Here is a 22,347-nt window from a genome sequence, read left to right as displayed (position 1 = left end):
AAATCAAATATTCATTCACCTGATTTTTATACCTGAAGTCCACCGGAATTCATCCTCTTAATATCAATTCCATTCCGATCCGCCGCGGCGGATAAGCATGCCAGCGCCGACCCCGAAACATCGGGGCTACGAAAGTGGGAGAGTAGCCGAAGCAGTGCTTCGGGCCGCCAGTCTTTTTTAAAAGCTCATCAATTAATTTTGATGATCTTTTTTTTTATTTCAAGAAATTTCGTTTAACGTTCAAGGTTTAAAGTTTAAAGTTTTTTATTACTCAATTATTCATAAACTCAACCACTCAATAAATCAAATATTCATTCACCTGATTTTTATACCTGAAATCCACCGGAATTCATCCTCTTAATTTCAATTCCATTCCGACCCGCCGCGGCGGGTAAGCCTGCCAGCGCATCGACCCCGAAACATCGGGGCTACGAAAGTGGGAGAGTAGCCGAAGCAGTGCTTCGGGCCGCCAGTCTTTTTTAAAAGCTCATCAATTAATTTTGATGAGCTTTTTTTGTTTTTATTCAATTCCTTAACATTTAACATTTAACGTTTAAGCTTTAAATATTCCACAACTCAATATATACCTGAAGTCCACCGGAATTCCTCCTCTTAATTTCAAATTCTTAATCTTAAATCCTTATTCGATACAGAGAATCCTCTATCATTTTTATTTAATAAAGAATTTTTTGGCAGTATGGTTGTTCATATTATAAGGTAATCTAACGTGCTAATTACGCAACTATCAGATATTCATAGATTTATTTGAGTCTGAATAATCCGAATCCAGTTAAACCCTAAGCGGTATTCAGCACAGCAAAAGTATCCAACACGATTTGGATATCTGGGACGGAAGTTGGACACATGATTGGCCAACTTGGCGAGCTATGCTTCCGGTGGTGTTGGAGCATAGGTTTAGGGTTTAAAGCTATCTCTTGAGTCAATTCGAGTAATTTTTTGCTAAAAACCATATCGAGAAGCATGTAAAAAGTTTAAAGACTTAAAATTCGAGAAGTTTTACTCAACGATTATCGATAGGCTACACTGCGTTTCGCTACTTGAACTGACGTAGTTTTATTTCCTTTCATACTCCCCCTTCTCCTCCGCTACCATCCCCAAAATGTCAGACTGAGTGTAGCCGGAGTCCCAAAGTGCCGAAATTTCTCTCAACAAATCTTTTGCATCGCCGTCGCTGTCTAATTGCGGAACCAGTTTTCCTTGGAAGGCTTGGTGCAGAATGATTTGTGGGAGCGCGTCTATTTTTTCTTTTAAAGTTTGGTAGCGGGTTTCAATGACATTGGCTTTATCAAAAACTCTTCTTAATTCTACAATTGCCAATAGAATCAAAAACATCAATACAATCAGACAGAATAAAGCAATTTTTGTAGCATCCATTTTCTAATTTAAATTTATCAATTAAAATTCTATCCTCTACATTTTACTTATCAACTCCTTTGCTTTATCCAACGTATATGCTCCTTCCACTTCTTTTTTGTCAAAAATCATAAAGTAGGCAAAGTCATTCCCTGCTTGTTTTTCCCATTCATTCCCCAATCGGCATTTTGCAGCACTGTCGGTATTGTCCAAATGGTCGCCTTTCGTTTCTACCAAAATCGTCTTGCCCGATTTTGTCCGCATAATAAAGTCAGGGTAGTGGTTGGCTTTAAATCCGTTAATGTAAAACCCTTTTCCACGTTCTAAATTCCTATGCCAAAACTCAATGTTAGAAGAAGTTCCGAGTTCCATTGCTACTCGTTCTTCAAAGTTGTTCATTGAACCTTCTTTTTCGTAAAGAGAATTACCAATCGAAGAACCTGTATTCCCTGGAACAATCTCCTTACTCAAATTCCAATTTCCTTTGGTGCTGATTCGCTTAGACTTGATTAAATCCATAAAACGACCTTCGGCATACGAGTCAGCTAATTGTCTAATTTTCGATTTGATTTTGTCTGTGTAACTCCATTTGCGAACTAAAATATCTCTCAATTGCTCGGTGTTCATGCTATTCAGAACTCGACCGATGTAAACCTTGATTTCTTGGTCAGGAATCGGGTACATATTTCCGATAATTTGCATCATTTGATGTGTGATGTCTGTTATCTGATTCTCTTTTGGTTTTGCCAAAATGTATTCCGCAATTGGGTCTTTTACCAAATTGTCTTCAATCTTCGTGAATGAAGGTCTGTACTCGTTTTTCTTGGCTTCTTCCAAGTCGATTTTATACAAGTCCGAAGAGATTTGGTCAAAGTCAATTTTAATGTCTTCGTCTGAAAGTTTGAAGTCTTTGAGTAAAGATTCTCTGTTCAGTAATTCTTCGTCTGTTCCAAAAATGTCGCTTGCAGTAACTTTGATGAAGAACTGCGGAAACTCAATTTTGTCTATAAACTCCTTGTAGGCTTCTTTAACCTTGTAGCGTTTTACTTTATCACCCATTTCTTGAAAGATATTTTCGTCAACAGGTTGTTGTTCCTGTTCTTTTATTTGCTGTTCCATTTCGTCATTTTGTTCTTTTGAAATGACATCTACCTCTTGAAGGAATTCATTTTCTTTTTGTGTTTCTTCAATATTTTCAATACTATATGTAATGCGACCAGCATCTATCTCTTCTTCCTCATTGTTTGTTTGTTGTTCAGGGAAAAGGAAAGATTCAACTGGGTCTGTCGTAACCGTTTTCTTTTCTTCTTCGGTCATCTTATCCACTTTGCGATAGTCTTTCTCACTAAACCCTGATTCTTGCAAGCCTTTTACAATACTTTGTAAGGTCTCGTTGAATTTGGCAGATGCCGTTAAAACGTAAGAGAGGTTTAGCTGAAATGACTTGTGCCTTTGCACATAAGGCTGACGCAACACACGACCTAAAATTTGTTCCACATCTACTGCACTTGACTTATCAGCCAAGGATGCCAAGATATAAGCAAACGGGCAATCCCAACCTTCTTTCAAGGCGTTGATGGTTATGATATAACGGACTTCACATTCCTTGCTCATCAAATCAATGCCTTTCAATTCGTCTATGTTGGCCGTTTTGATTTTGATTTGATTTTCTGGAATACCCAAAATCAACAACTGTTCCTTTAACTTCTCGAAAGTTGTATTGTCGTCATTGGTTTTGGGTTGAGCCTGAAACAGCACGATAGGTCTGATGTATTTACCACCTTCTGCTTCTTGCTTTTTCGCAAGGTTTTCCAACTTGCGTTGTAAATGCAAAGCATTGTTGATGACTTCCGTTTTATCGTGATTGTTATAAACAATTACAGGAAGTTTTACCATATTTTCCTTTTTCAATTCTATGGCAGGAACAAGGCTTACAATATTACTATTGTCTTTTGGTGTTGCAGTTAAATCAAGAATGAAAGACGGATTTAGATTTTTGAGCATATCCACACTTAAATCGCTTTCCGCATTGTGGCTTTCATCCACTACCAAAACAGGATTGAGATAACGCAAAACATTGATAAGTGCGGTATCATCCACACCGTCTAAAATGTGTTCGCTGTTTTTGAATTGTGATACAAAGGCTTCTAATTGTCCATTTTCCTGATAGACCTTTCTGTCGTCTTTGTTTCTTGCTCGCAAGCTGGCAAAGCTCATCACAAAAATGCTCAACTGGTCTTTTACCACTGTTGGGTTAAAGTTTGAGCCTTGCAACAAATCTTCCTTTTGATAAACTTCTACTCGGTGATTGAAAAGTGTATTGAGTTTTTGTCTGTACGGATGTTCCGGATTGGAAAGTGCATCAACCGTTTGTTGCAGAAGATTACTCCAAGGCACTAACCAAATTACGGCTTTTGGTTTGCTGGAATCGTAAGCCTCAAAAATGGAATGCAAAGCATTTACGGCAATAAAGGTTTTTCCGCCTGCCGTTGGCACTTTAACCGCAACGTGTGCCGCATTCGGAACAGTGTTTTTATAAGGTTGCATTCCTGTACCATCCAATGGATTGTAAGGACCGATTTTATCTTCCCAATATTGGTTGAAGGCTTTGCCTAAATCTTTTTGCTCTTGAACGTAGGTCAAGTATTCTTCAAGATTTTCAATTACTTTCTGTTGATAGCTCTTTAATTCCATAATCTACTATTTTAACGTGCACAATAAGCTGCCATTTCTTGTGCACACCCTATTTCTTTGCACAACAAAACGCCATTTCTTGTGCATACTTTGATTCTTTGCACAACAAAACGCTATTTCTTGTGCATACTTTGATTCAACTATCATCTTTCTTTTAGAATTTTCAGAAGTGGTTCATTCAAGTAATAGTTTCTGTTGCCAATTTTCACCTTCGTAAGCAAGCCCGCTTCGGCTAGAGTGTTTAAGTAACTTGAAGCTGTATTTCTATGAATTTTCAATTCACGCTCCAAAAAACTGTTTTTGGTGTATGGATGCTTAAAAAGAATGTTTATTAAATCGTGACTGTAAAAACTATAATTGCTACGGATTTCCTTTTTGTATTCGTCCATCAGCAATTTTATCTTATTTACTACTACAATGGTTTCTTTAGCGGTAAGTTCAACACCTTTTAGCATCCAGACTATCCATTCTTCCCAACTCCCTTTTGTGCGTACTTCTTGCAATAAACGGTAATAATCACTTTTGTTTTTAATAATATAGCTACTTAGGTACAATACAGGAATATCCAACAAACCTTGTTGCACTAGGTAGAGAATGTTCAATAAACGGCCTGTTCTGCCATTGCCATCTAAAAAAGGATGGATGCTTTCAAACTGAAAATGAATAATCGGCATTTTTATCAAGGCATCGGTATCATGAAATTCAGGTACGTTTATATATCGCTCTAAATTATCGAGCAAGCTTTTTATTTCGTCATAATGTTGGGGCGGTGTGTAAACCACTTCTTGCGTTTTAGGATTTTTCAAAACCGTTCCGGGTATTTTCCGAATGGGATGATTTGGCGATATGATATGTTGGATTCGGGAAATATCGTTTATGGTCAACAAACCTTTGTTGCGAACAATATCCAATCCTAATTTTATGGCATTGGAATAATTAAGAGCTTCTTTTGCTGTAACCGAAGCAACTGTTTCATCAATGCTGGCTTGGTACATCTCATCATCTGTTGTAACAATATTTTCAATTTCGTTACTGTCCTTTGCTTCTTGAAGCGTAAGCGTGTCGAGTAAAATCTGTGAGTTAGGAATTTTAGAAACTTCTCCTTTGAGTTGACCCAATGCCCGTGACGCTTTGTTGAGTTGTTTTAAGATAGCTACAGACTCACAATCAACACTTGGCGGCAGGTTTTGTATTTTGGTTTCTTCCATAGCTTAAAATCTTGTGATGTCTCTTGGTATTTTTTTGAAAATGATGTTGTTCTTCGCCATAAACTCTTTCGGCAAAAGGCAATTATCCGCATATATGATGTATTGCTCACCTTTGGTTTTGATGAGTTCCAAAGCATCATAATCGAGTGTGGTGAGCTTTTCTTTTTCGTAGATGAAATAATATACCGATTCATCCTTTATGCCTAAAAAATATGGTTCTTTGTTTGGCTCTTTAAATGAAGTTCGAGTTTCTGAAAACCAAATGTATTCTCTGATTTTTGGCAAGCCGACTTCTTCATTTAAGTTTTGGTTTTCGTCAAAGAGTGGTAAACCTAGTTCGTAGAAGTCAAATGCTCCGCCTGTGCCTTCCACTTTTTTGTTGCCTGAACCATATCCTTTAGATACACGCTTTACACGTTCTGCCGTAATATCATTGGCGTAATCTTCCATTTCTACCAAAATGAATTTACGATTGCCACCGTCTTGCTTATTTAAGTTTAATACTGCGTGAGCTGTGGTGCCTGAACCTGCGAAAGAATCTAATACCAAAGCAGATTCATCACTATGTAGAGAAATTAGCCATTCTATTAGAGATACTGGTTTTGGGGTGTCAAAAATTTTATGTCCAAAAATATTCTTTAGAGTTGATGTTCCATCAGAGTTATAGCCAACGGAGTTTAACCAAGTTGTCCAACCTACCATCTTTTTTACATCTCTTATTTTTTCAAATGGAACCCACCGCTCTGTTTTGCCACCAACAACTACACCTGAATCATAACTACAGAGTTCCCAATGAGCTACATTGGGGTTCTCAATGATTGGTTGCATTTTTTGTTCTTTTCCCCAACGCCAATGTCCTTCAGTTCCATCATTTTTGTGTGGCCATACAATCTCCCCTGACGGGGTAGTTAAAGGAAACCATTGTCCAGGTCTATCCTCTCTTTGAGATGCTCCACCCCATTTTCTTAATTCACGACCTTTTTTATATTTCCCCTGATTATCCTTTAAATCAAGTTTTCCACTGGATCTCTCCTCTTGGGTGACTGAGTCTGCGGAACCATTGTGATATATTAAAATATACTCGTGACCATTCCGCAACCATCTCTTTTCTTTACCTCCGCTTGGTTCTGCAAGCCATGGGGCACAAGCTAATTTGTTTTTCTTCCCAAAAATGTCATTTAAAAGAAACAACCCATTTTCTAATTCGTTGTCATCAAGACTCATAAATATAAGGCCATCTCTTGCCATGAGCTTTTGTAACATTCGAACCCTAGGATACATCATACACAACCATTTGTCGTGGCGCGTAAGGTCTTCCCCATCTTTTCCTACTACTTCGCCCAACCATTTTTTTATTTTTGGGTGGTTGACATTGTCGTTGTACACCCAATTTTCGTTTCCTGTGTTGTAAGGCGGATCGATATAGATGCATTTTATTTTTCCTTCGTATTCAGGGAGTAGGCTTTTTAAAGCTTCAAGGTTGTCTCCGTGTATGATTTTGTTGCCGCTGTTGGTGGGTTCGGTTTGTTCGTGTCCTGAGCCTGTCGAAGGGTCGGCTGTAAATCCATATTTGTGTTCCAAAACTCTGTATGGCACATCTTGGTGGTGGCTCACCACCTTGTCTTTTCCTATCCAGTTGAGGGTGGGCATGGTTAAAATTATTAAACCCCAAATATAACCAAACTCCCCATAAAATCGACAAATCTCAAAACATAAGCATATAAGGAAATAGGCTTTAGGCATTCAACCTAAAACCTAAAACCTGAAACTTTAAACTTTAAACCTGAAACTTCGAACTTCGAACTTCGCTCAATGAAACTGCGCCGTTTCCGTAGATTCTGCCATCGCCACGGTTGAGGCGTTTTTCTGAACCGTATTTTGCACAAAATCAAAATATTGGGTTCCGACAAATGATTGGTGTTTCACTGCGTTAAATCCTTCATTTTGCAAGGCGAATTCTCTTTCTTGTAATTCGGAATATCCGGCCATACCTTTTGATTTATAGGCTCTTGCTAATTCAAACATCGAGGTGTTCATCGCATGAAATCCAGCGAGGGTAATGAATTGGAATTTATAACCCATATCAGCCAAATTTTCTCTGAAATTTTCCATTTCACTTACCGACAAATGTTTTTTCCAATTGAACGAAGGCGAACAATTATAGGCCAACATTTTGTTTGGGTATTTTTCATGAATGCCCTGCGCAAATTCTTTGGCATAGCCTAAATCTGGATTAGAAGTCTCCATCCAAACCAAATCGGCATAAGGCGCATAACTTAAACCACGGTCTATGCCTTGTTCGATGCCGTTTTTCACGTGATAAAATCCTTCAGTTGTTCGTTGGCCGATGATAAATTTATGATCGCGTTCGTCGATATCTGAAGTAATCAGATTTGCAGCATCAGCATCTGTACGGGCGATTAAAACCGTTGAAACACCTGATACATCAGCCGCCAAACGCGCAGCCAACAACTTATTGATTGCCTCCTGAGTAGGTACCAAAACCTTTCCTCCGAGATGCCCACACTTTTTGGCAGAGGACAATTGATCTTCAAAGTGAACACCTGCAGCACCGGCTTCGATCATTTGTTTCATTAATTCGTAAGCATTTAAATTCCCACCAAATCCCGCTTCGGCATCAGCCACGATCGGCACCATATAATCGATTTCACCCAGACCGGTTACGGATTGGATTTCGTCACGGCGTTTTAATGCATTGTTGATGCGTTTTACCACCATGGGTACAGAATTGGCGGGATACAAGGATTGGTCCGGATACATTTCGGCCGATAAATTAGCATCGGCTGCTACTTGCCAGCCACTCAGATATATTGCATTCAAACCGGCTTCCACTTCTTGAATCGCTTGATTTCCGTTTAAGGCGCCCAAACCGGCCATAAAAGGTTCGTTTTTTAATCCATTCCACAAACGATTTGCACCGTATTTTGCCAAACTGTATTCGATTTGAACCGAACCTTGCAGTTTGATGACTTCTTCTGCAGTATAATTTCGTTTGATGCCTTTCCAACGTGGATTGATTTTCCAATCCAACTCCAGGGCTTCGATGCGTTCATTTTTCGTATTCATGTTTTTAAAGATTAAGATGATTTATGATAAATATTTGTAAGCTTCCAGTGTTAAAAATTCTTTGAATTCATTTTTTAAGACCAAATCGTCAAATAATTCAATGGCTTTTCTAAAATTTCCGGCTTCGAAATTTTCGGCTCCGACCATCTTTATGATTTTTTTGATTTCTTCACAACGAATCGTTTTGTACAATTCCGAATTCAGGACTCGACCGTTGTCAAGCACGGCATCTGCATGCAGCCATTGCCAAACTTGTGTTCTTGAAATTTCTGCGGTAGCTGCATCTTCCATCAAATGATAAAGCGCAGCTGCACCTTTTCCGGACAACCAAGATTCGATATACAGAATGCCTACGTTGATATTTTCCCGCAATCCTTTTTCGGTAATCGTTCCGATAGGTTTTTCGATTAAATCCGATTCTGAAATATTTAAATCTTCTCGTTTGACTTCAATTTGATTGGGCGTAGGCATAAATTCGTCAAATATTTCTAAGGCGACCGGAACCAATGCCGGATGAGCCACCCAAGTCCCGTCATGTCCGTTTTTTACTTCCCGTAATTTGTCGTTGCGGACTTTTTCAAATGCGACTTTATTGGCTTCTTCATCGTTTTTAATCGGAATCTGCGCCGCCATTCCACCGATAGCCAAAACGTTTCGTTTGTGGCAGATTTGGATAACGCGTTGCGAATAAGCCAACATAAAAGGAGAATTCATCGTGACTTGGGAACGATCAGGGACGATTCGGTCTTTGTGGTTTCTGAATTTTTTGATGTAAGAAAAAATATAATCCCAACGCCCGCAATTTAACCCGGCAATGTGTTCTTTCAATTCAAAAATAATTTCGTCCAATTGAAAAGAAGCCGTAATCGTTTCGATCAAAACCGTGGCCTTGATCGTTCCTTGCGGAATTCTCAAAAAGTTCTGTGAGAAAACAAAAACTTCGTTCCACCAACGGGCTTCTTCATAATGCTCCAATTTGGGTAAGTAGAAATAGGGGCCACTACCGTTGGCGATTAATTGAAAAGCATTATGGAAAAGGTAAAGACCAAAATCAAATAATGAACCCGCTATTCCTGTGTTTCCTATGGTGAAATTTTTTTCATTTAAATGCAATCCTCTTGGGCGAACAATCAAAACAGCCGGATTTTCATGAAGTGCGTAAGTTTTTTCGCCATTTGTTGTCTCGATAGAAATCGTTTTATTGACGGCATCTTTTAAATTGCGTTGCCCTTCCAAATTGTTCTTCCAAGTAGGGGAGTTGCTGTCTTCAAAATCGGCCATAAAAGTTTTGGCTCCAGAATTTAGGGCATTGATGATCATTTTACGATCAACAGGTCCAGTGATTTCTACACGGCGATCTTGTAGATCCAAAGGAATCGTTGCCGCCACCCAATCCTGTTTGCGCAAATTTTCCGTTTCTACAGGGAATTTCGGGAGATGTCCTTCATCCAATTGGGATTGAACCTTTTTTCGGTTTTCTAGAAGTTCCAATCTTTTTTGATCAAATTGCGTATGAAGTGCCAATAGGAATTCGATGGCAGCCGGAGTTAAAATGTCGGAATAGTGATGCTCCGAAATTTGTATAGCTAATTTATTTTCTGCGGTGGTCTGCATAATTTTTAATTTTAAGCGGATTAATATTAAACAGCGAACGTTCGCTAAATTATAACTTTTCGTTTTTAATTTCCAAATTTTTTTTCAACTTTGTGTAAAATAAATTTCGATGGAAGAGGAATATGTGAAATTGATTTTTGGTTTGAAATTGCGACAAATCCGTACCGATAAAGGTTTGTCCTTGTTTCAGTTGGGTAAAATATCCGGTTTGTCCAAATCTTATTTGAACGAAATAGAAAAAGGGAAAAAATATCCAAAGACCGATAAAATTATCTTGTTGGCTGAATCACTAGAAGTTTCTTATGAAGATTTGGTTTCTTTAAAATTGGATAAAAATCTGGCACCGATTTCGGGCATTCTCCAGTCAAAACTGTTAAAAGAAATTCCATTTGAATTGTTTGGGATCGAAGAAAGAGATTTGATTGAAATCATTTCCAATGCGCCTTCCAAGGTGAATGCTTTTATTTCTACCATGATCGAAATTGGGAACAATTACAATCTGACGCGTGAAAGTTTTTTCCTTGCTGCGCTTCGTTCCTATCAAGAAGCCAACGATAATTATTTTCCGGAAATCGAAGCGGCAGCCAAAAATTTCATGAAAGCTTATTTGATCGATGAAAAAGATGAAATCAACGAGGATTGGATGCTGGAAATTCTCAAAGAAGAATTTGGATACCAAATTATTTTTGAAGATTTCAGTTCAGAATTGCAAACCTTAAGATCTATTTATAAACCGAAAAACAAAGAATTGTACATCAATAATTCGGCTGACCTGAATCAAATTCGGTTTATTCTCGCCAAAGAATTGGGGTATAATTATTTGAAATTGGAAGAAAGATTGCTGACTTTTTCATGGGCGAAATTTGAAAGTTTTGATCAATTGCTGAATAATTTTTATGCTTCTTATTTTGCCGGTGCTATTTTATTGCCCGAAGAGAATTTGGTCAGGGATATGAACCGAATGTTTGATATCAATCGATTTAATCCGGAGATTTTTGAAAATGTAATGAGAAAATATACCGAATCGCCCGAAACGATTTACCAACGCATGACCAATCTTTTTGCTAAACATTTTAAAATCAACGATTTGTTTTTCTTGAGATTGTCCTATAAAGTGGGAACGGATAGTTATAAATTGACTAAAGAATTGCATTTGAACCAACATCAATCGCCACATGCCAACGAATCGGATGAACATTATTGCCGTCGTTGGGTTTCGGTGCGGGTTTTACAAGATTTTGAAAAAGTAAAAGATGAAAAATCCCATCTTTTGGATGCTCAGATTTCGGTTTACCCTTTTCAAAATCAGAACGAATATTTTGTAATTTCCTCTGCGACAGTAGATCCATTTAATTCGGATCTTTTGCGAAGTGTGACGCTTGGTGTGAAACTGGAAGCTGCCCAAAAGAAAATAAAGTTCCTGAAAGATCCCAAAATTCCGGTGAAAAAAGTGGCGGTGACTTGTGAAAATTGTGGCATGGAAAATTGTTCTGAAAGAGCGGCTCATCCGAAAAGATATTTGAAAAAGCTTCAAAATCAACAGTTAAATGAAGCCATCGATGCTTTTATCGGGAGCAATTGATTTATGAAATTAAACATTTATATTTGTGAGCATTAATCAATAAACCAATTAAAATGAGAAAAATATTTTTGGGAGTTGCTTTGTCTGCAGCCATTATTTCATGTAAGCAAGAAACCAAAGTTGAAGCTGATAAACCGGCCTCAACTGAATGGGTAGATGCAAGCCAATATGAATCTTTTGGTGCGGAAATTTCACCCGAAGGCGCATTGACTGCCGATGAAATGTTGGCAAAATATGAAACCATGGCCGTGGGTGATTCTGTAGAAATTGCTTTTAAAGGAAAAGTCAATTCGGTTTGTCAAGCCAAAGGTTGCTGGATGAAATTGGATTTGGGAAAACCGGAATCCGAATCATTTGTCCGTTTCAAAGACTATAAATTCTTTGTACCGATGGACGCAAGTGGAAGTGACGCCATCATCAAAGGATATGCCTACAAAGACGAAACTTCTGTGGATGAATTGAAACATTATGCAAAAGACGCAGGAAAATCGGAAGAAGAAATCGCAAAAATTACGGAACCGAAAGTCGAATTCCGTTTTCTTGCCGATGGCGTTTTGATCAAGAAAAAGAGTTGATGCGTATTCTCTTCATCATTTATTTGAGTATTGGTTTTTGTGTTTTGAGTTGTTCTGAAAAAAAACCTGAAAAAACAGAAACCAATTCTTCATTTCAGCAAGTCTACGAAATGTCGGACATGGCTTTGCTCATGGAAAAAATGTATGCAGAATTGGAGAAAAATAGACCTATGGTTCTTGAGGGGAATTCAATTGGAGAATTTCCAAAAGAATTCAATAAAATCCATACTGCAGAAATGACGCCGAGTTTTCAACGCAATGAGGAATTCAACCGTTTGGCTGATCTTTATTTGCTGAATCTTCAAAATTTACACAATGTTGAAAAGGAAAATCCCAATCGGAAAGAAATCTATAACAACGTAGTGAAAAGCTGTATCACTTGTCATCGGTCTGATGCAGGTTGTATAGGTCCGGTCGATAGAATCGGGAAATTATTGATTGATTAAGGGGATTTTCTCCAAAACGAGTTTGATATTTTCATAGGTATTTTGAAGAATTTGAGGAATTTCACTTTGGTTTTTCCATTCGGCTATCCCAATTCCTTCTTCAGTTTGTGGAATTAATTCTTCATTTCCATCATAATCCATTTCATACCAATACGTCGCTTTTAACTTCAAGTTGTCTTGAAAATAAATATGGTAAGTAATTGTGATTAAATCTTTTAGAATCAAGTTGCTGATTCCGCATTCTTCCTCCACTTCGCGTACAGCAGCTATTTTGGGTGTTTCTCCAATTTCCAATTTACCTTTTGGTAGATCCCATTTATCCAATCGGTGGATGAACAAAATTTCTTTTTTTTGATTTTGAACCAAACCACCGGCAGCCTCTAAATATTCCAAATGATTTTTGAAATTTTCCCAAAGGCTATTCAAGTTATGGTGGTAAATGTTTACTTCTGTATTGGAGGAATTTCGCAATAAAGCCAATGCTTCTTCAAATTGACCTTCGTTGTTAAATGCTAAATTTTTTAGATTTGAAATAGGTTTTTCGCTAAGAATTAAGGCTTTTTCATTGTAAAAAACTTTGTACATTTGGGAACGTTTGTTCACAAATATAATTAAAAAACAACTCAAATGAATGTAAATACCGATAAAACCCGATTTTCCAAAAACCAAAAAGAGGCGTTTGTTTTTCTGTCCGATATGGAAAACTACCGACAATTGATGCCGGACGATACCAAATCCTTTGAAATTCATGAATCTGGTAATGGGTTTGCAGTGCAGATCGGTAGTTTGCCAAAAGTTGGGATGAAATTAAAGGAATCGACTCCAGATTCTCAATTGGTTTTTGAATCGCCTTCACCCAATTTTGAATATTATCTTACAATTAACATCGATCCGGTGGACGATTCCAGTTCAGATGTTTCTTTGAATTTTGATGGGAAATTCAACATGATGATCGAAATGATGGCCAAAGGTCCATTGACCAATTTTATCAATACAATCGCTACGAAATTGGGGCAGGTTTAGCTCTAAAATTTAAGAATTCTACTTCATGCTTATTGATAAAGTCACATCGAGCATGAGCCGGGGGCTTACCAGCGAAGCTGTCGAGATGTCGTCCTTAAATTTTACTTCACATTATTTTAAATCGGAAAACTTTTTACGTTTCTGAATGAAATATTGATACGGAACAAATTGTTTTGAAGAATACTTTTGAATGCCCGGTTTGCGGATTTTCATATAGTGGAACAATCTTTTGTAGAATCCGAAATGGGAATCTAAAACAGCCCAAAAATGCCCAAATCCCTCATAAAATAAGAAGACAATTCCTGTAATTCCATCAAAACTAAGTCGTAGAAATACAATCGGAAAAGCTTTCCAAGCTGGAAGATTTTTTACCAACATCCACAAACTGTTTCGGAAGTTGAGATAGGTTTTTTTTGGGTTGGAATTTTTAAGTGTTCCGCCACCGAGATGGTAGACTTTTGAAGCGCCGCAATAGTAAACTTTCTTTCCGTAATTGTTGATCCGCCAACAAAGATCGATTTCTTCCATGTGCGCAAAAAATCCTTCGTCAAATCCGCCTGAATTCAAAAATTCTTCTGTTCGGATAAAGAAACAAGCACCACTTGCCCAGAAAGTTTGGATCGTATCATCGTATTGTCCTTTATCTTCTTCCAAATCCCAAAAAACACGGCCACGGCAAAATGGATAGCCGTAATTATCGATAAATCCCCCACCGGCGCCGGCGTATTCAAATAGATTTGGGTTTTTATAATCCAAAATTTTGGGTTGAACCACGGCAATTTCAGCATTTGTAGCGAATAGATTTTCGATCGGTTCTAACCAATTTTCCGAAACCTGAACATCGGAATTGAGCAAGCAGAGAATTTCATAATTCTTTAAATCGGGAAGTTTTTTAATTCCTTCATTGTATCCTTTTGCATATCCGAAATTACCTTCGTTTTGGATGATTTGAATTTTTGGGAAATTAGCATTAATATAAGCAATCGAATCATCATCAGAAGCATTGTCTATGACAAAAAGATCAGCTGATTGGGAAAACTCAACGACAGAAGGAATGAATTCTTCCAATAATTTTCTTCCATTCCAATTCAATATGACAACGGCTGTTTTCAATAGTCGATTCCTTTTTTGTATTTCCATCTTTTGTGGCTCCATAGCCAATTGTCCGGTTGTTCTTGTATGGTTTTTTCTAATTTATGGAAGAATTGATGCACGGTTTCATAAGGTTCAAATTTTTCATTTTCCGGAAGAATTCTTTCGAAACTAGTGTGGTAATGACCTTGTTTGGTTTTTGTCATTTTACAATAAACGACTGCCATGTTTTTTTTGATGGCGATTTTGTCAAATCCGATAAATACTGGTGTATTTTGGTTGAGAAATTCTAAATCGTAATGGATGTTTGTCTTTTTAGGACTTTGATCGGCGACAAATAAATAAGAATATTCGCCATTATCTGTAGTACTGAGAATAAATCTTGCCGTTTTTTTCATGTCTAGTGGAACAGTCCCAAATTTCCCTCGTATTCCGTTGATCATTTCATTCCAAAAGTCATTTCTTACTTTATGGTAAACCGCATATCTATTTTTTGTGACCAAATGATTTCCTAAACCCACAAACCATTCCCAATTAAAATTATGTCCTGCCATCAGCATCACATCTTTTCCTTCTTTTTTACAGGTTTCAAAGACTTCTAAGTTGGAATAAGTATGTCTTTTGTCCAATTCTTTTTTGGAAATAGAAAAACTCTTTAAGGTTTCAACTAAATAATCTGCAAAATTTTTATAGAATTTTTTTTGAATGGATTTGATTTCAGCATCAGATTTTTCAGGAAAAGAATTTTTTAAATTGGTATAAATCACCTTTCGGCGATAGCCGATCAAATAGTTGAGCAACACGTAAATGAACCAAGAAAGACCATAGAGTACCCAAAAAGGCAAAAGGGAAAAAGTGTATAAAATGGCCTGAGAAATTCTTTTCATTTTCTGAATTTTACTGCGCAAATTTAAGACAATCCTGCCAAATTTTATCAACCGGAGGAGGTGCTATGATGGTGATTTCTTCCTTTTTTACAGGATGAATAAAATTGATTTTCCGGGCATGAAGCGAAATACTACCGTTAGGATTGGAGCGTTTGGCACCGTATTTCAAATCGCCTTTTATCGGATTTCCTATGAAACTTAATTGGGAACGGATTTGATGCGAACGTCCTGTAAATAAATCCACTTCAAGCAGCGAATAATTGTCCAAATTCCCGAGTAGTTTGTATTCGAGAATCGCCAATTTGGCTTCCGGAGTGGGTTTGGTGAAAACTGTGACCTTGTTGTTTTTTTGATTTTTTCTCAAATACTGTTCGAGTCGTTCAAAATCCTTTTCCGGTTTTCCTTCCACGATGGCCCAATATGCTTTTTTTACGTCTCGGGTTTTGAATAAATCATTCATCCGAGAAAGTGCTTTTCCGGTTTTGGCAAAGACGAGTATTCCACTTGTTGGACGATCCAAACGATGCACTAAGCCTAAAAATACATTACCGGGTTTTTGATCACGGATTTTAATGAATTCTTTTAAAGAATCAATCAAAGGAATATCACCTGTTGCATCACCTTGCGCCAATTCACCTGCTTTTTTGTTGATGATCAGCAGATGATTGTCTTCAAAAAGTATTTCGGGTTTTGTTTTCAAACAAGCAGAAACTAATTACTAATTACTAAAATCAATACTGTTCATTTTCATTTGGGAAATCTACAGATTTCACGTCTTGAACATATTGTTGAACGGCACCGGTGATTTCATCATAAAGGCTCAAATAGCGACGTAAAAACTTTGGACTGAACTCATGCGTCATACCGAGCATGTCGTGAACAACGAGAACTTGTCCGTCACAATGTGCTCCTGCGCCAATTCCAATGGTCGGAATGGAAATGCTTTCCGTCACTTTTTTGGCCAAAGCAGCAGGGATTTTTTCCATCACGACAGAAAATGCACCCAAATCTTCCAGTAATTTGGCATCATCTATTAATTTTTGAGCTTCAGCTTCTTCTTTCGCTCTAACTTTATAAGTTCCAAATTGATAAATCGATTGAGGAGTTAAACCCAAATGTCCCATGACCGGAATTCCGGCGTTGATGATGCGTTTAACCGATTTTTCGATTTCCTTACCACCTTCTAATTTTACGGCGTGAGCGCCAGATTCTTTCATGATTCGAACCGCAGAGTCTAATGCGCGTTGCGGGTCGGATTGATAAGTTCCAAATGGTAAATCGACAACGACCAACGCTCTTTTTGCTCCTCTGACGACAGACTGTGCATGGTAAATCATCTGATCCAGTGTGATGGGTAAAGTGGTTTCATGACCTGCCATTACGTTGGAAGCGGAATCTCCAACCAAAATCGCATCGATTCCACCAGCATCCACCATTTGCGCAATGGTGAAATCATAAGAAGTAAGCATGGAGATTTTCTCTTTTCCCTTCATGCTTCTGATGGTTTCAGTCGTGATTCTTTTTATTTCTTTATTGATAGACATTGCCTTCTAAATTTCGGCTAAGATAGGGTTAATTCATAGGATTTGTTTACTTTTGAATCGCCAAATTTTTTCCTAAATCATTCTCCATTAATTTCATGAGATTTTAATTTAGGTAAAAATAATATTGATATAATATGCAACCTTAATGATTAAAATAATCTTTAAAGTTGTATGAAACAAATGAAAAAAGCATAAAATAAACGCATGAAAATTACAGTTGTAGGTACGGGATATGTAGGATTGGTTTCGGGAACTTGTTTTGCTGATGTAGGAATAGAAGTGGTTTGTGTAGACATCGATGCACAAAAAATCGAAAAATTAAGAAATGGAATCATTCCGATTTATGAGCCCGGATTGGAAGAATTAGTTGTAAGAAACCATAAAAACGGAAGATTAAAATTTACGACTGATTTGGGCGAAGCCATTCAAGGAAGCGAAGTGGTGTTTATCGCTGTTGGAACACCTCCGGGTGAGGATGGATCTGCTGATTTGAGTTATGTTTTAGGTGTGGCAAAAGAAGTCGGAGAGAAAATGTCTGATTATTTGGTAGTGGCTACAAAAAGTACAGTTCCGGTTGGAACAGGTGTAAAAGTAAAAGCAGAAATTGAAAAAGCATTGCAAAACCGAAATTCAGATTTGGCTTTTTCAGTGGCTTCCAATCCTGAATTTTTAAAGGAAGGTGCAGCAGTTGAAGATTTTTTGAAACCGGACAGAATCGTAATCGGGACAGAAGACGAGCGTGCGCAAAAAATCATGCAAAGATTATACAAACCATTTCAATTGAGCGGCGAACGAATTGTGTATATGGATATTCCGTCCGCCGAAATGACCAAATATGCTGCGAATGCCATGCTGGCAACCAAAATCAGCTTTATGAACGATATCGCCAATTTGTGTGAAAGAGTAGGAGCCGATGTCAATATGGTAAGAAGAGGAATAGGGTCTGACCCAAGGATCGGAAATAAATTCATCTATCCGGGCGTTGGTTATGGTGGTTCTTGTTTTCCAAAAGACGTAAAAGCCATCATTCGTACGGCTAAACAATACGATTATGAATTGCGGGTTTTACAAGCAGTTGAAGATGTAAATGATGCGCAGAAACATATTTTGGTGGAAAAAGTAAAAAAACATTTCGGAAATGATTTGACCGGAAAAACTTTTGCGCTTTTGGGTTTGAGTTTTAAGCCCAATACAGACGATATGCGCGAAGCACCTTCACTGGTTATCATCGACGAATTGAAAAAATTGGGTGCAGAAGTAAAGGCTTATGATCCAGTTGCAATGGATCACGCCCGCGAATTTTATTTGGGTGACAAAGTGGAATATTGCAAAGATTCCTATGAAGCCGCCAATGATGCAGATGCGTTGTTACTCGTTACCGAATGGTCGGAATTTAGAATACCGAATTGGGATGTTTTGGGGAAATTGTTAAAAAACAAAGTGATTTTTGACGGACGAAATATTTATGATGCCAATTATCTGAAAGAATTAGGTTTTACTTATTATGGAATCGGTTTAAAAAACTAAATTTATCTTTACTAATTATTTGAAAATGAAAGTAGGAATTACCTTTAGTACATTTGATTTGCTTCATGCCGGACATATAAAAATGCTGGAAGAAGCCAAACGAAATTGTGATTATTTGATCGTAGGATTGCAAACTGACCCTACGATTGATAGACCGGAAAAGAATTCACCCACACAAACGATCGTGGAGCGTTACATCCAATTAAAAGGCTGCAAATTTGTAGATGAAATCATTCCGTATGCAACGGAACAGGATTTGGAAGATATATTGCGTTCGTTTAAAATTGATGTTCGCATATTGGGTGACGAATACCAAGATAAAAATTTCACAGGTCGTCAATATTGTGAGGAAAAAGGCATCGAATTATACTACAATAGACGAGATCACCGTTTTTCAAGTTCAGGTTTACGGAAAACCGTTCATGAAATCGAGAATTTAAAAATCATTCATAAAAAAGCCAATTGATTTGAATAAAACCATCATCATAACCGGCGGCGCCGGATTCATCGGTTCGCACGTTGTAAGAGAATTTGTGAAAAAATACCCGCAATACAAAATCATCAATCTGGATGCTTTGACCTATGCAGGGAATTTGGAAAATCTAAAAGATATCGAAAACGAACCGAATTATCTTTTTATCAAAGCCGATATCACAGATGAAATGCGGATGGACGAAATTTTTCAAAAATTCCGCCCAGATGGTGTGATCCATCTCGCTGCCGAATCGCATGTGGATCGTTCCATCAGTTCGCCTTTGGAGTTTGTAAAAACCAATGTATTGGGAACGGTCAATTTATTGAACGCTGCCAAAAGGCTTTGGAATGAGATGGAAGATGGATTCAATGGAAAAAGATTTCACCATGTTTCAACCGATGAGGTTTATGGCGCTCTGGGTGAAACCGGATTTTTTACGGAAGAGACGAGTTATGATCCTCATTCGCCGTATTCGGCTTCCAAAGCAAGTTCCGATCATTTTGTGCGTGCGTATGCCGATACCTATGGTTTGCCGATTATTTTGACTAATTGTTCCAATAATTACGGACCGAATCATTTTCCTGAAAAATTAATTCCGCTTTGTATCCATAACATCATCAACCGAAAACCACTTCCCATCTATGGTGACGGGAAATATACGCGGGATTGGTTGTATGTAATTGACCATGCAAAAGCCATCGATTTGGTATTTCATGAAGGAAGAAATGGGGAAAATTATAATGTAGGAGGGTTTAACGAATGGCAAAACATCGATTTGGTAAAAGAACTATGTCGCCAAATGGATGAGAAATTGGGACGAGAAAAAGGAGAGAGTGAAAAATTGATTACTTTCGTGAAAGACCGTCCGGGACATGATTTACGTTATGCAATTGACGCCAATAAAATCCATCAAGAATTGGGATGGAGTCCAAGTGTGACTTTTGAACAAGGATTGGGATTGACGATCGATTGGTATCTGGAAAATCAAGAATGGCTTAATCATGTAACCAGCGGTGATTATCAGAAGTATTATGACAAACAGTATAATTGAGTGGTTGAATGGTTGAGTAATTGAGAAATGGCTTTAATAAAATATCATAAAGATTTAATAGTGTACCAAAAAGCATTTGAGAGTGCAATGGAAATATTTAATCTCACAAAAACATTTCCTTCTGAGGAGAAATACGCATTGACCGACCAAATTAGACGTTCATCGCGATCCGTTTGTGGAAACTTAGCGGAAGCATGGCGAAAAAGAAGATATGAAAAATTATTTGTAAACAAATTAATCGATTCCGAAGGCGAAGCAGCTGAAACGCAAAATTGGTTAGATTTCGCATTGGCATGCAATTATTTGAATGAAGAAACGTACAAAGAATTATATATAAAATATGATGAAATATTGGCTATGCTTGTGAAATTGTCTAAAGATTATGAAAAATGGACTTTTCAAAAACATACTCAATAACTCAAATACTCAATAACTCAAGTAATTAATAATGAAGGGAATAATACTAGCAGGTGGTTCAGGGACAAGGCTTTACCCGTTGACGATTTCCGTCAGCAAACAGTTGATGCCGGTGTATGACAAACCGATGATTTATTATCCGCTTTCTACGTTGATGTTGGCCGGAATCAGAGAAATATTGATCATCACAACTCCGCAAGATTCCGAACCTTTTCAACGTCTTTTAGGGGATGGTTCTCAAATCGGATGCAAAATCGAATATAAAGTTCAACCAAGTCCGGACGGATTGGCGCAGGCTTTTATCATAGGAGAAGAATTTATCGGGGAGGATAGTGTAGCCTTGGTTTTGGGAGACAATATCTTTTATGGGAATGGATTGAGGGCATTGCTTGAAAGTAAAACCAAAGTAAATGGAGGTTGTGTTTTTGCTTATCAAGTTTCTGATCCTGAACGATATGGAGTAGTTGATTTTGATAACAACTTTAAGGCGCTTTCAATTGAGGAAAAACCAAAAAAGCCAAAATCAAATTATGCCGTTCCGGGTTTGTATTTTTATGATAATCGGGTAGTGGAATTTGCAAAAAATCTAAAACCATCGCATCGAGGCGAATTGGAAATCACGGATATAAACAAGATTTATTTGGACTTGGGCGAATTGGAAGTGGGCATAATGGGAAGAGGTACAGCTTGGCTGGATACCGGAACTTTTGATTCACTTCATGAAGCTTCCGAATTTGTCAAAATATTAGAAAAACGCCAAGGATTTAAAGTAAGTTGTATCGAAGAAATCGCTTATAGACTTCAATTTATAAATAAAGATCAATTGTTAAAATCAGCCGATAAATACGGGAAAAGCGGATACGGCGATTATTTAAGAAAAATTATTCAATAAAAATGAATTCAACCACCAACCAATGGACCGAAATCATCAGCTCAAAACACAAACTTTTTTCGCTCAATCTCAAAGAGGTTTGGCGGTACCGAGATTTGGTGTATATGCTGGTAAAACGAGATTTTGTTACCACATTTAAACAAACTTTATTAGGACCTGTTTGGTTTTTTATCCAACCGATTTTGACGACTTTGACATTTTTAGTCGTCTTCAAGGGAATAGCCAATTTACCGGTTGATGGACCGCCAATCGCATTTTATTTAGCAGGAACGACACTTTGGAGTTATTTTTCTACGACATTGAGTACGACATCAAATGTTTTTAGGGGAAATGCCCGGATTTTTGGTAAAGTATATTTTCCTAGATTGGTGATGCCTTTATCGATAGTGATTTCCAATTTGATGCGGTTTGGTGTTCAGTTTTTATTGTTCATTTTGGTGATCCTGTATTTTTTGATTTTTGAAAAAAATGTTTGGCCCAATTGGTGGATTTTAGCAACGCCTTTTCTGATCATTTTGATGGCCGGATTTTCATTGGGATTGGGAATGATTTTTTCCTCTATGACCACCAAATACAAAGATTTGAGTATGTTGTTGGGGTTTGGTATTCAATTGTTTATGTATGCAACACCTGTAATTTTACCGGTTTCCGGTATGCCGGAATGGGCGATTCCTTTTATTAAAGCCAATCCTTTGACTGGCGTATTTGAATGTTTTAAATTCGGATACATCGGATCAGGAAGTTTTGAACCAGGTATGTTGATTTATTCAGCAGTTTCAACTTTTATCATTTTGATGGTTGGAACTTTGATTTTTAATAAAGTTGAAAAATCCTTTATGGATTCTGTATAAATTGGAAG

21 protein-coding genes are annotated in these 22,347 nt (G+C 37.5%); 10 read left to right on the top strand and 11 right to left on the bottom strand.

What is annotated here, in order from left to right:
• Positions 1–1,074 precede the first annotated feature (1,074 nt).
• From HU137_RS09450 to aceB, 6 genes are all read right to left on the bottom strand, one after another.
• Positions 1,075–1,395, bottom strand: coding sequence for a hypothetical protein (locus HU137_RS09450; protein WP_182043595.1), 321 nt, complete (start codon positions 1,393–1,395; stop codon positions 1,075–1,077).
• A 36-nt stretch (positions 1,396–1,431) separates the two neighbouring features.
• Positions 1,432–4,068 carry a DEAD/DEAH box helicase gene (locus tag HU137_RS09445; RefSeq protein WP_182043594.1) on the bottom strand — a complete coding sequence of 879 codons (2,637 nt, stop codon included), beginning with the start codon at positions 4,066–4,068 and terminating at the stop codon, positions 1,432–1,434.
• Between the two features lie 143 nt (positions 4,069–4,211).
• Positions 4,212–5,276, bottom strand: a complete 1,065-nt coding sequence (locus HU137_RS09440) for a Fic family protein (RefSeq protein ID WP_182043593.1) — start codon at positions 5,274–5,276, stop codon at positions 4,212–4,214.
• 3 nt (positions 5,277–5,279) lie between these two features.
• Complete coding sequence (locus HU137_RS09435; protein WP_182043592.1) at positions 5,280–6,926, bottom strand: site-specific DNA-methyltransferase; 1,647 nt, start codon at positions 6,924–6,926, stop codon at positions 5,280–5,282.
• A gap of 159 nt (positions 6,927–7,085) precedes the next feature.
• Positions 7,086–8,363: an isocitrate lyase gene (gene aceA, locus HU137_RS09430; protein ID WP_182043591.1), complete on the bottom strand. Its 1,278-nt coding sequence runs from the start codon at positions 8,361–8,363 to the stop codon at positions 7,086–7,088.
• Positions 8,364–8,384: 21 nt separating this feature from the next.
• Positions 8,385–9,977, bottom strand: coding sequence for a malate synthase A (gene aceB / locus HU137_RS09425; protein ID WP_182043590.1), 1,593 nt, complete (start codon positions 9,975–9,977; stop codon positions 8,385–8,387).
• A 109-nt stretch (positions 9,978–10,086) separates the two neighbouring features.
• Here aceB and HU137_RS09420 point away from each other — a divergent pair, with 109 nt between their 5' ends.
• The 3 genes from HU137_RS09420 to HU137_RS09410 are packed head-to-tail and all read left to right on the top strand — an operon-like array spanning position 10,087 to position 12,580.
• A complete protein-coding gene (locus HU137_RS09420; protein WP_220457206.1) occupies positions 10,087–11,559 on the top strand; it encodes a helix-turn-helix domain-containing protein in 1,473 nt (490 codons plus the stop codon).
• A 53-nt stretch (positions 11,560–11,612) separates the two neighbouring features.
• Entirely contained in the window at positions 11,613–12,134 is a 522-nt protein-coding gene (locus HU137_RS09415) for a DUF4920 domain-containing protein (protein ID WP_182043589.1), read from the top strand.
• On the top strand, positions 12,134–12,580 hold the full coding sequence (locus tag HU137_RS09410) for a hypothetical protein (RefSeq protein ID WP_182043588.1): 447 nt from the start codon (positions 12,134–12,136) through the stop codon (positions 12,578–12,580). Before HU137_RS09415 ends, HU137_RS09410 begins: the two co-directional genes overlap by 1 nt.
• On the opposite strand, the gene HU137_RS09405 is transcribed toward HU137_RS09410, so the two are convergent.
• Complete coding sequence (locus HU137_RS09405) at positions 12,566–13,165, bottom strand: NUDIX hydrolase (protein ID WP_182043587.1); 600 nt, start codon at positions 13,163–13,165, stop codon at positions 12,566–12,568. The genes HU137_RS09410 and HU137_RS09405 overlap by 15 nt on opposite strands.
• A gap of 42 nt (positions 13,166–13,207) precedes the next feature.
• Between HU137_RS09405 and HU137_RS09400 the strand changes: the two genes are divergently transcribed.
• Positions 13,208–13,603 (top strand): hypothetical protein, encoded by a 396-nt coding sequence (locus HU137_RS09400; RefSeq protein ID WP_182043586.1) that lies wholly within the window; start codon positions 13,208–13,210, stop codon positions 13,601–13,603.
• A 111-nt stretch (positions 13,604–13,714) separates the two neighbouring features.
• Here the strand turns inward: HU137_RS09400 and HU137_RS09395 are convergent, their stop codons facing one another.
• Genes HU137_RS09395 through panB form a run of 4 tightly spaced genes read right to left on the bottom strand, consistent with a single transcriptional unit; the run spans position 13,715 to position 17,126 of the window.
• Positions 13,715–14,716, bottom strand: coding sequence for a glycosyltransferase family 2 protein (locus tag HU137_RS09395; protein ID WP_182043585.1), 1,002 nt, complete (start codon positions 14,714–14,716; stop codon positions 13,715–13,717).
• A complete protein-coding gene (locus tag HU137_RS09390; protein ID WP_182043584.1) occupies positions 14,713–15,582 on the bottom strand; it encodes a lysophospholipid acyltransferase family protein in 870 nt (289 codons plus the stop codon). Before HU137_RS09390 ends, HU137_RS09395 begins: the two co-directional genes overlap by 4 nt.
• Before the next feature lie 10 nt (positions 15,583–15,592).
• The gene (locus HU137_RS09385) at positions 15,593–16,282 is read right to left on the bottom strand and encodes an RluA family pseudouridine synthase (protein ID WP_182043583.1); all 690 of its coding nucleotides are present in this window, start codon (positions 16,280–16,282) and stop codon (positions 15,593–15,595) included.
• Between the two features lie 31 nt (positions 16,283–16,313).
• On the bottom strand, positions 16,314–17,126 hold the full coding sequence (gene panB / locus HU137_RS09380) for a 3-methyl-2-oxobutanoate hydroxymethyltransferase (RefSeq protein ID WP_182043582.1): 813 nt from the start codon (positions 17,124–17,126) through the stop codon (positions 16,314–16,316).
• 204 nt (positions 17,127–17,330) lie between these two features.
• On the opposite strand from panB, the gene HU137_RS09375 reads away from it, so the two are divergent.
• The 6 genes from HU137_RS09375 to HU137_RS09350 are packed head-to-tail and all read left to right on the top strand — an operon-like array spanning position 17,331 to position 22,339.
• A complete protein-coding gene (locus HU137_RS09375; protein ID WP_182043581.1) occupies positions 17,331–18,653 on the top strand; it encodes a UDP-glucose dehydrogenase family protein in 1,323 nt (440 codons plus the stop codon).
• Positions 18,654–18,678: 25 nt separating this feature from the next.
• Positions 18,679–19,119, top strand: coding sequence for an adenylyltransferase/cytidyltransferase family protein (locus tag HU137_RS09370; RefSeq protein ID WP_182043580.1), 441 nt, complete (start codon positions 18,679–18,681; stop codon positions 19,117–19,119).
• 1 nt (position 19,120) lies between these two features.
• Positions 19,121–20,179, top strand: coding sequence for a dTDP-glucose 4,6-dehydratase (rfbB, locus tag HU137_RS09365; RefSeq protein WP_182043579.1), 1,059 nt, complete (start codon positions 19,121–19,123; stop codon positions 20,177–20,179).
• A gap of 27 nt (positions 20,180–20,206) precedes the next feature.
• A complete protein-coding gene (locus tag HU137_RS09360; protein WP_182043578.1) occupies positions 20,207–20,596 on the top strand; it encodes a four helix bundle protein in 390 nt (129 codons plus the stop codon).
• 31 nt (positions 20,597–20,627) lie between these two features.
• Positions 20,628–21,488, top strand: coding sequence for a glucose-1-phosphate thymidylyltransferase RfbA (gene rfbA / locus HU137_RS09355; RefSeq protein WP_182043577.1), 861 nt, complete (start codon positions 20,628–20,630; stop codon positions 21,486–21,488).
• 2 nt (positions 21,489–21,490) lie between these two features.
• Positions 21,491–22,339: an ABC transporter permease gene (locus tag HU137_RS09350; protein WP_182043576.1), complete on the top strand. Its 849-nt coding sequence runs from the start codon at positions 21,491–21,493 to the stop codon at positions 22,337–22,339.
• The last annotated feature ends 8 nt before the right edge of the window (positions 22,340–22,347 follow it).

Origin of the sequence: Moheibacter lacus (assembly GCF_014042165.1) — a bacterium.
Classification (GTDB): Bacteria; Bacteroidota; Bacteroidia; order Flavobacteriales; family Weeksellaceae; genus Moheibacter; species Moheibacter lacus.
The sequence above is the reverse complement of the archived record's forward strand: the minus strand, read 5'-3'. Positions and strand labels throughout refer to the sequence as shown.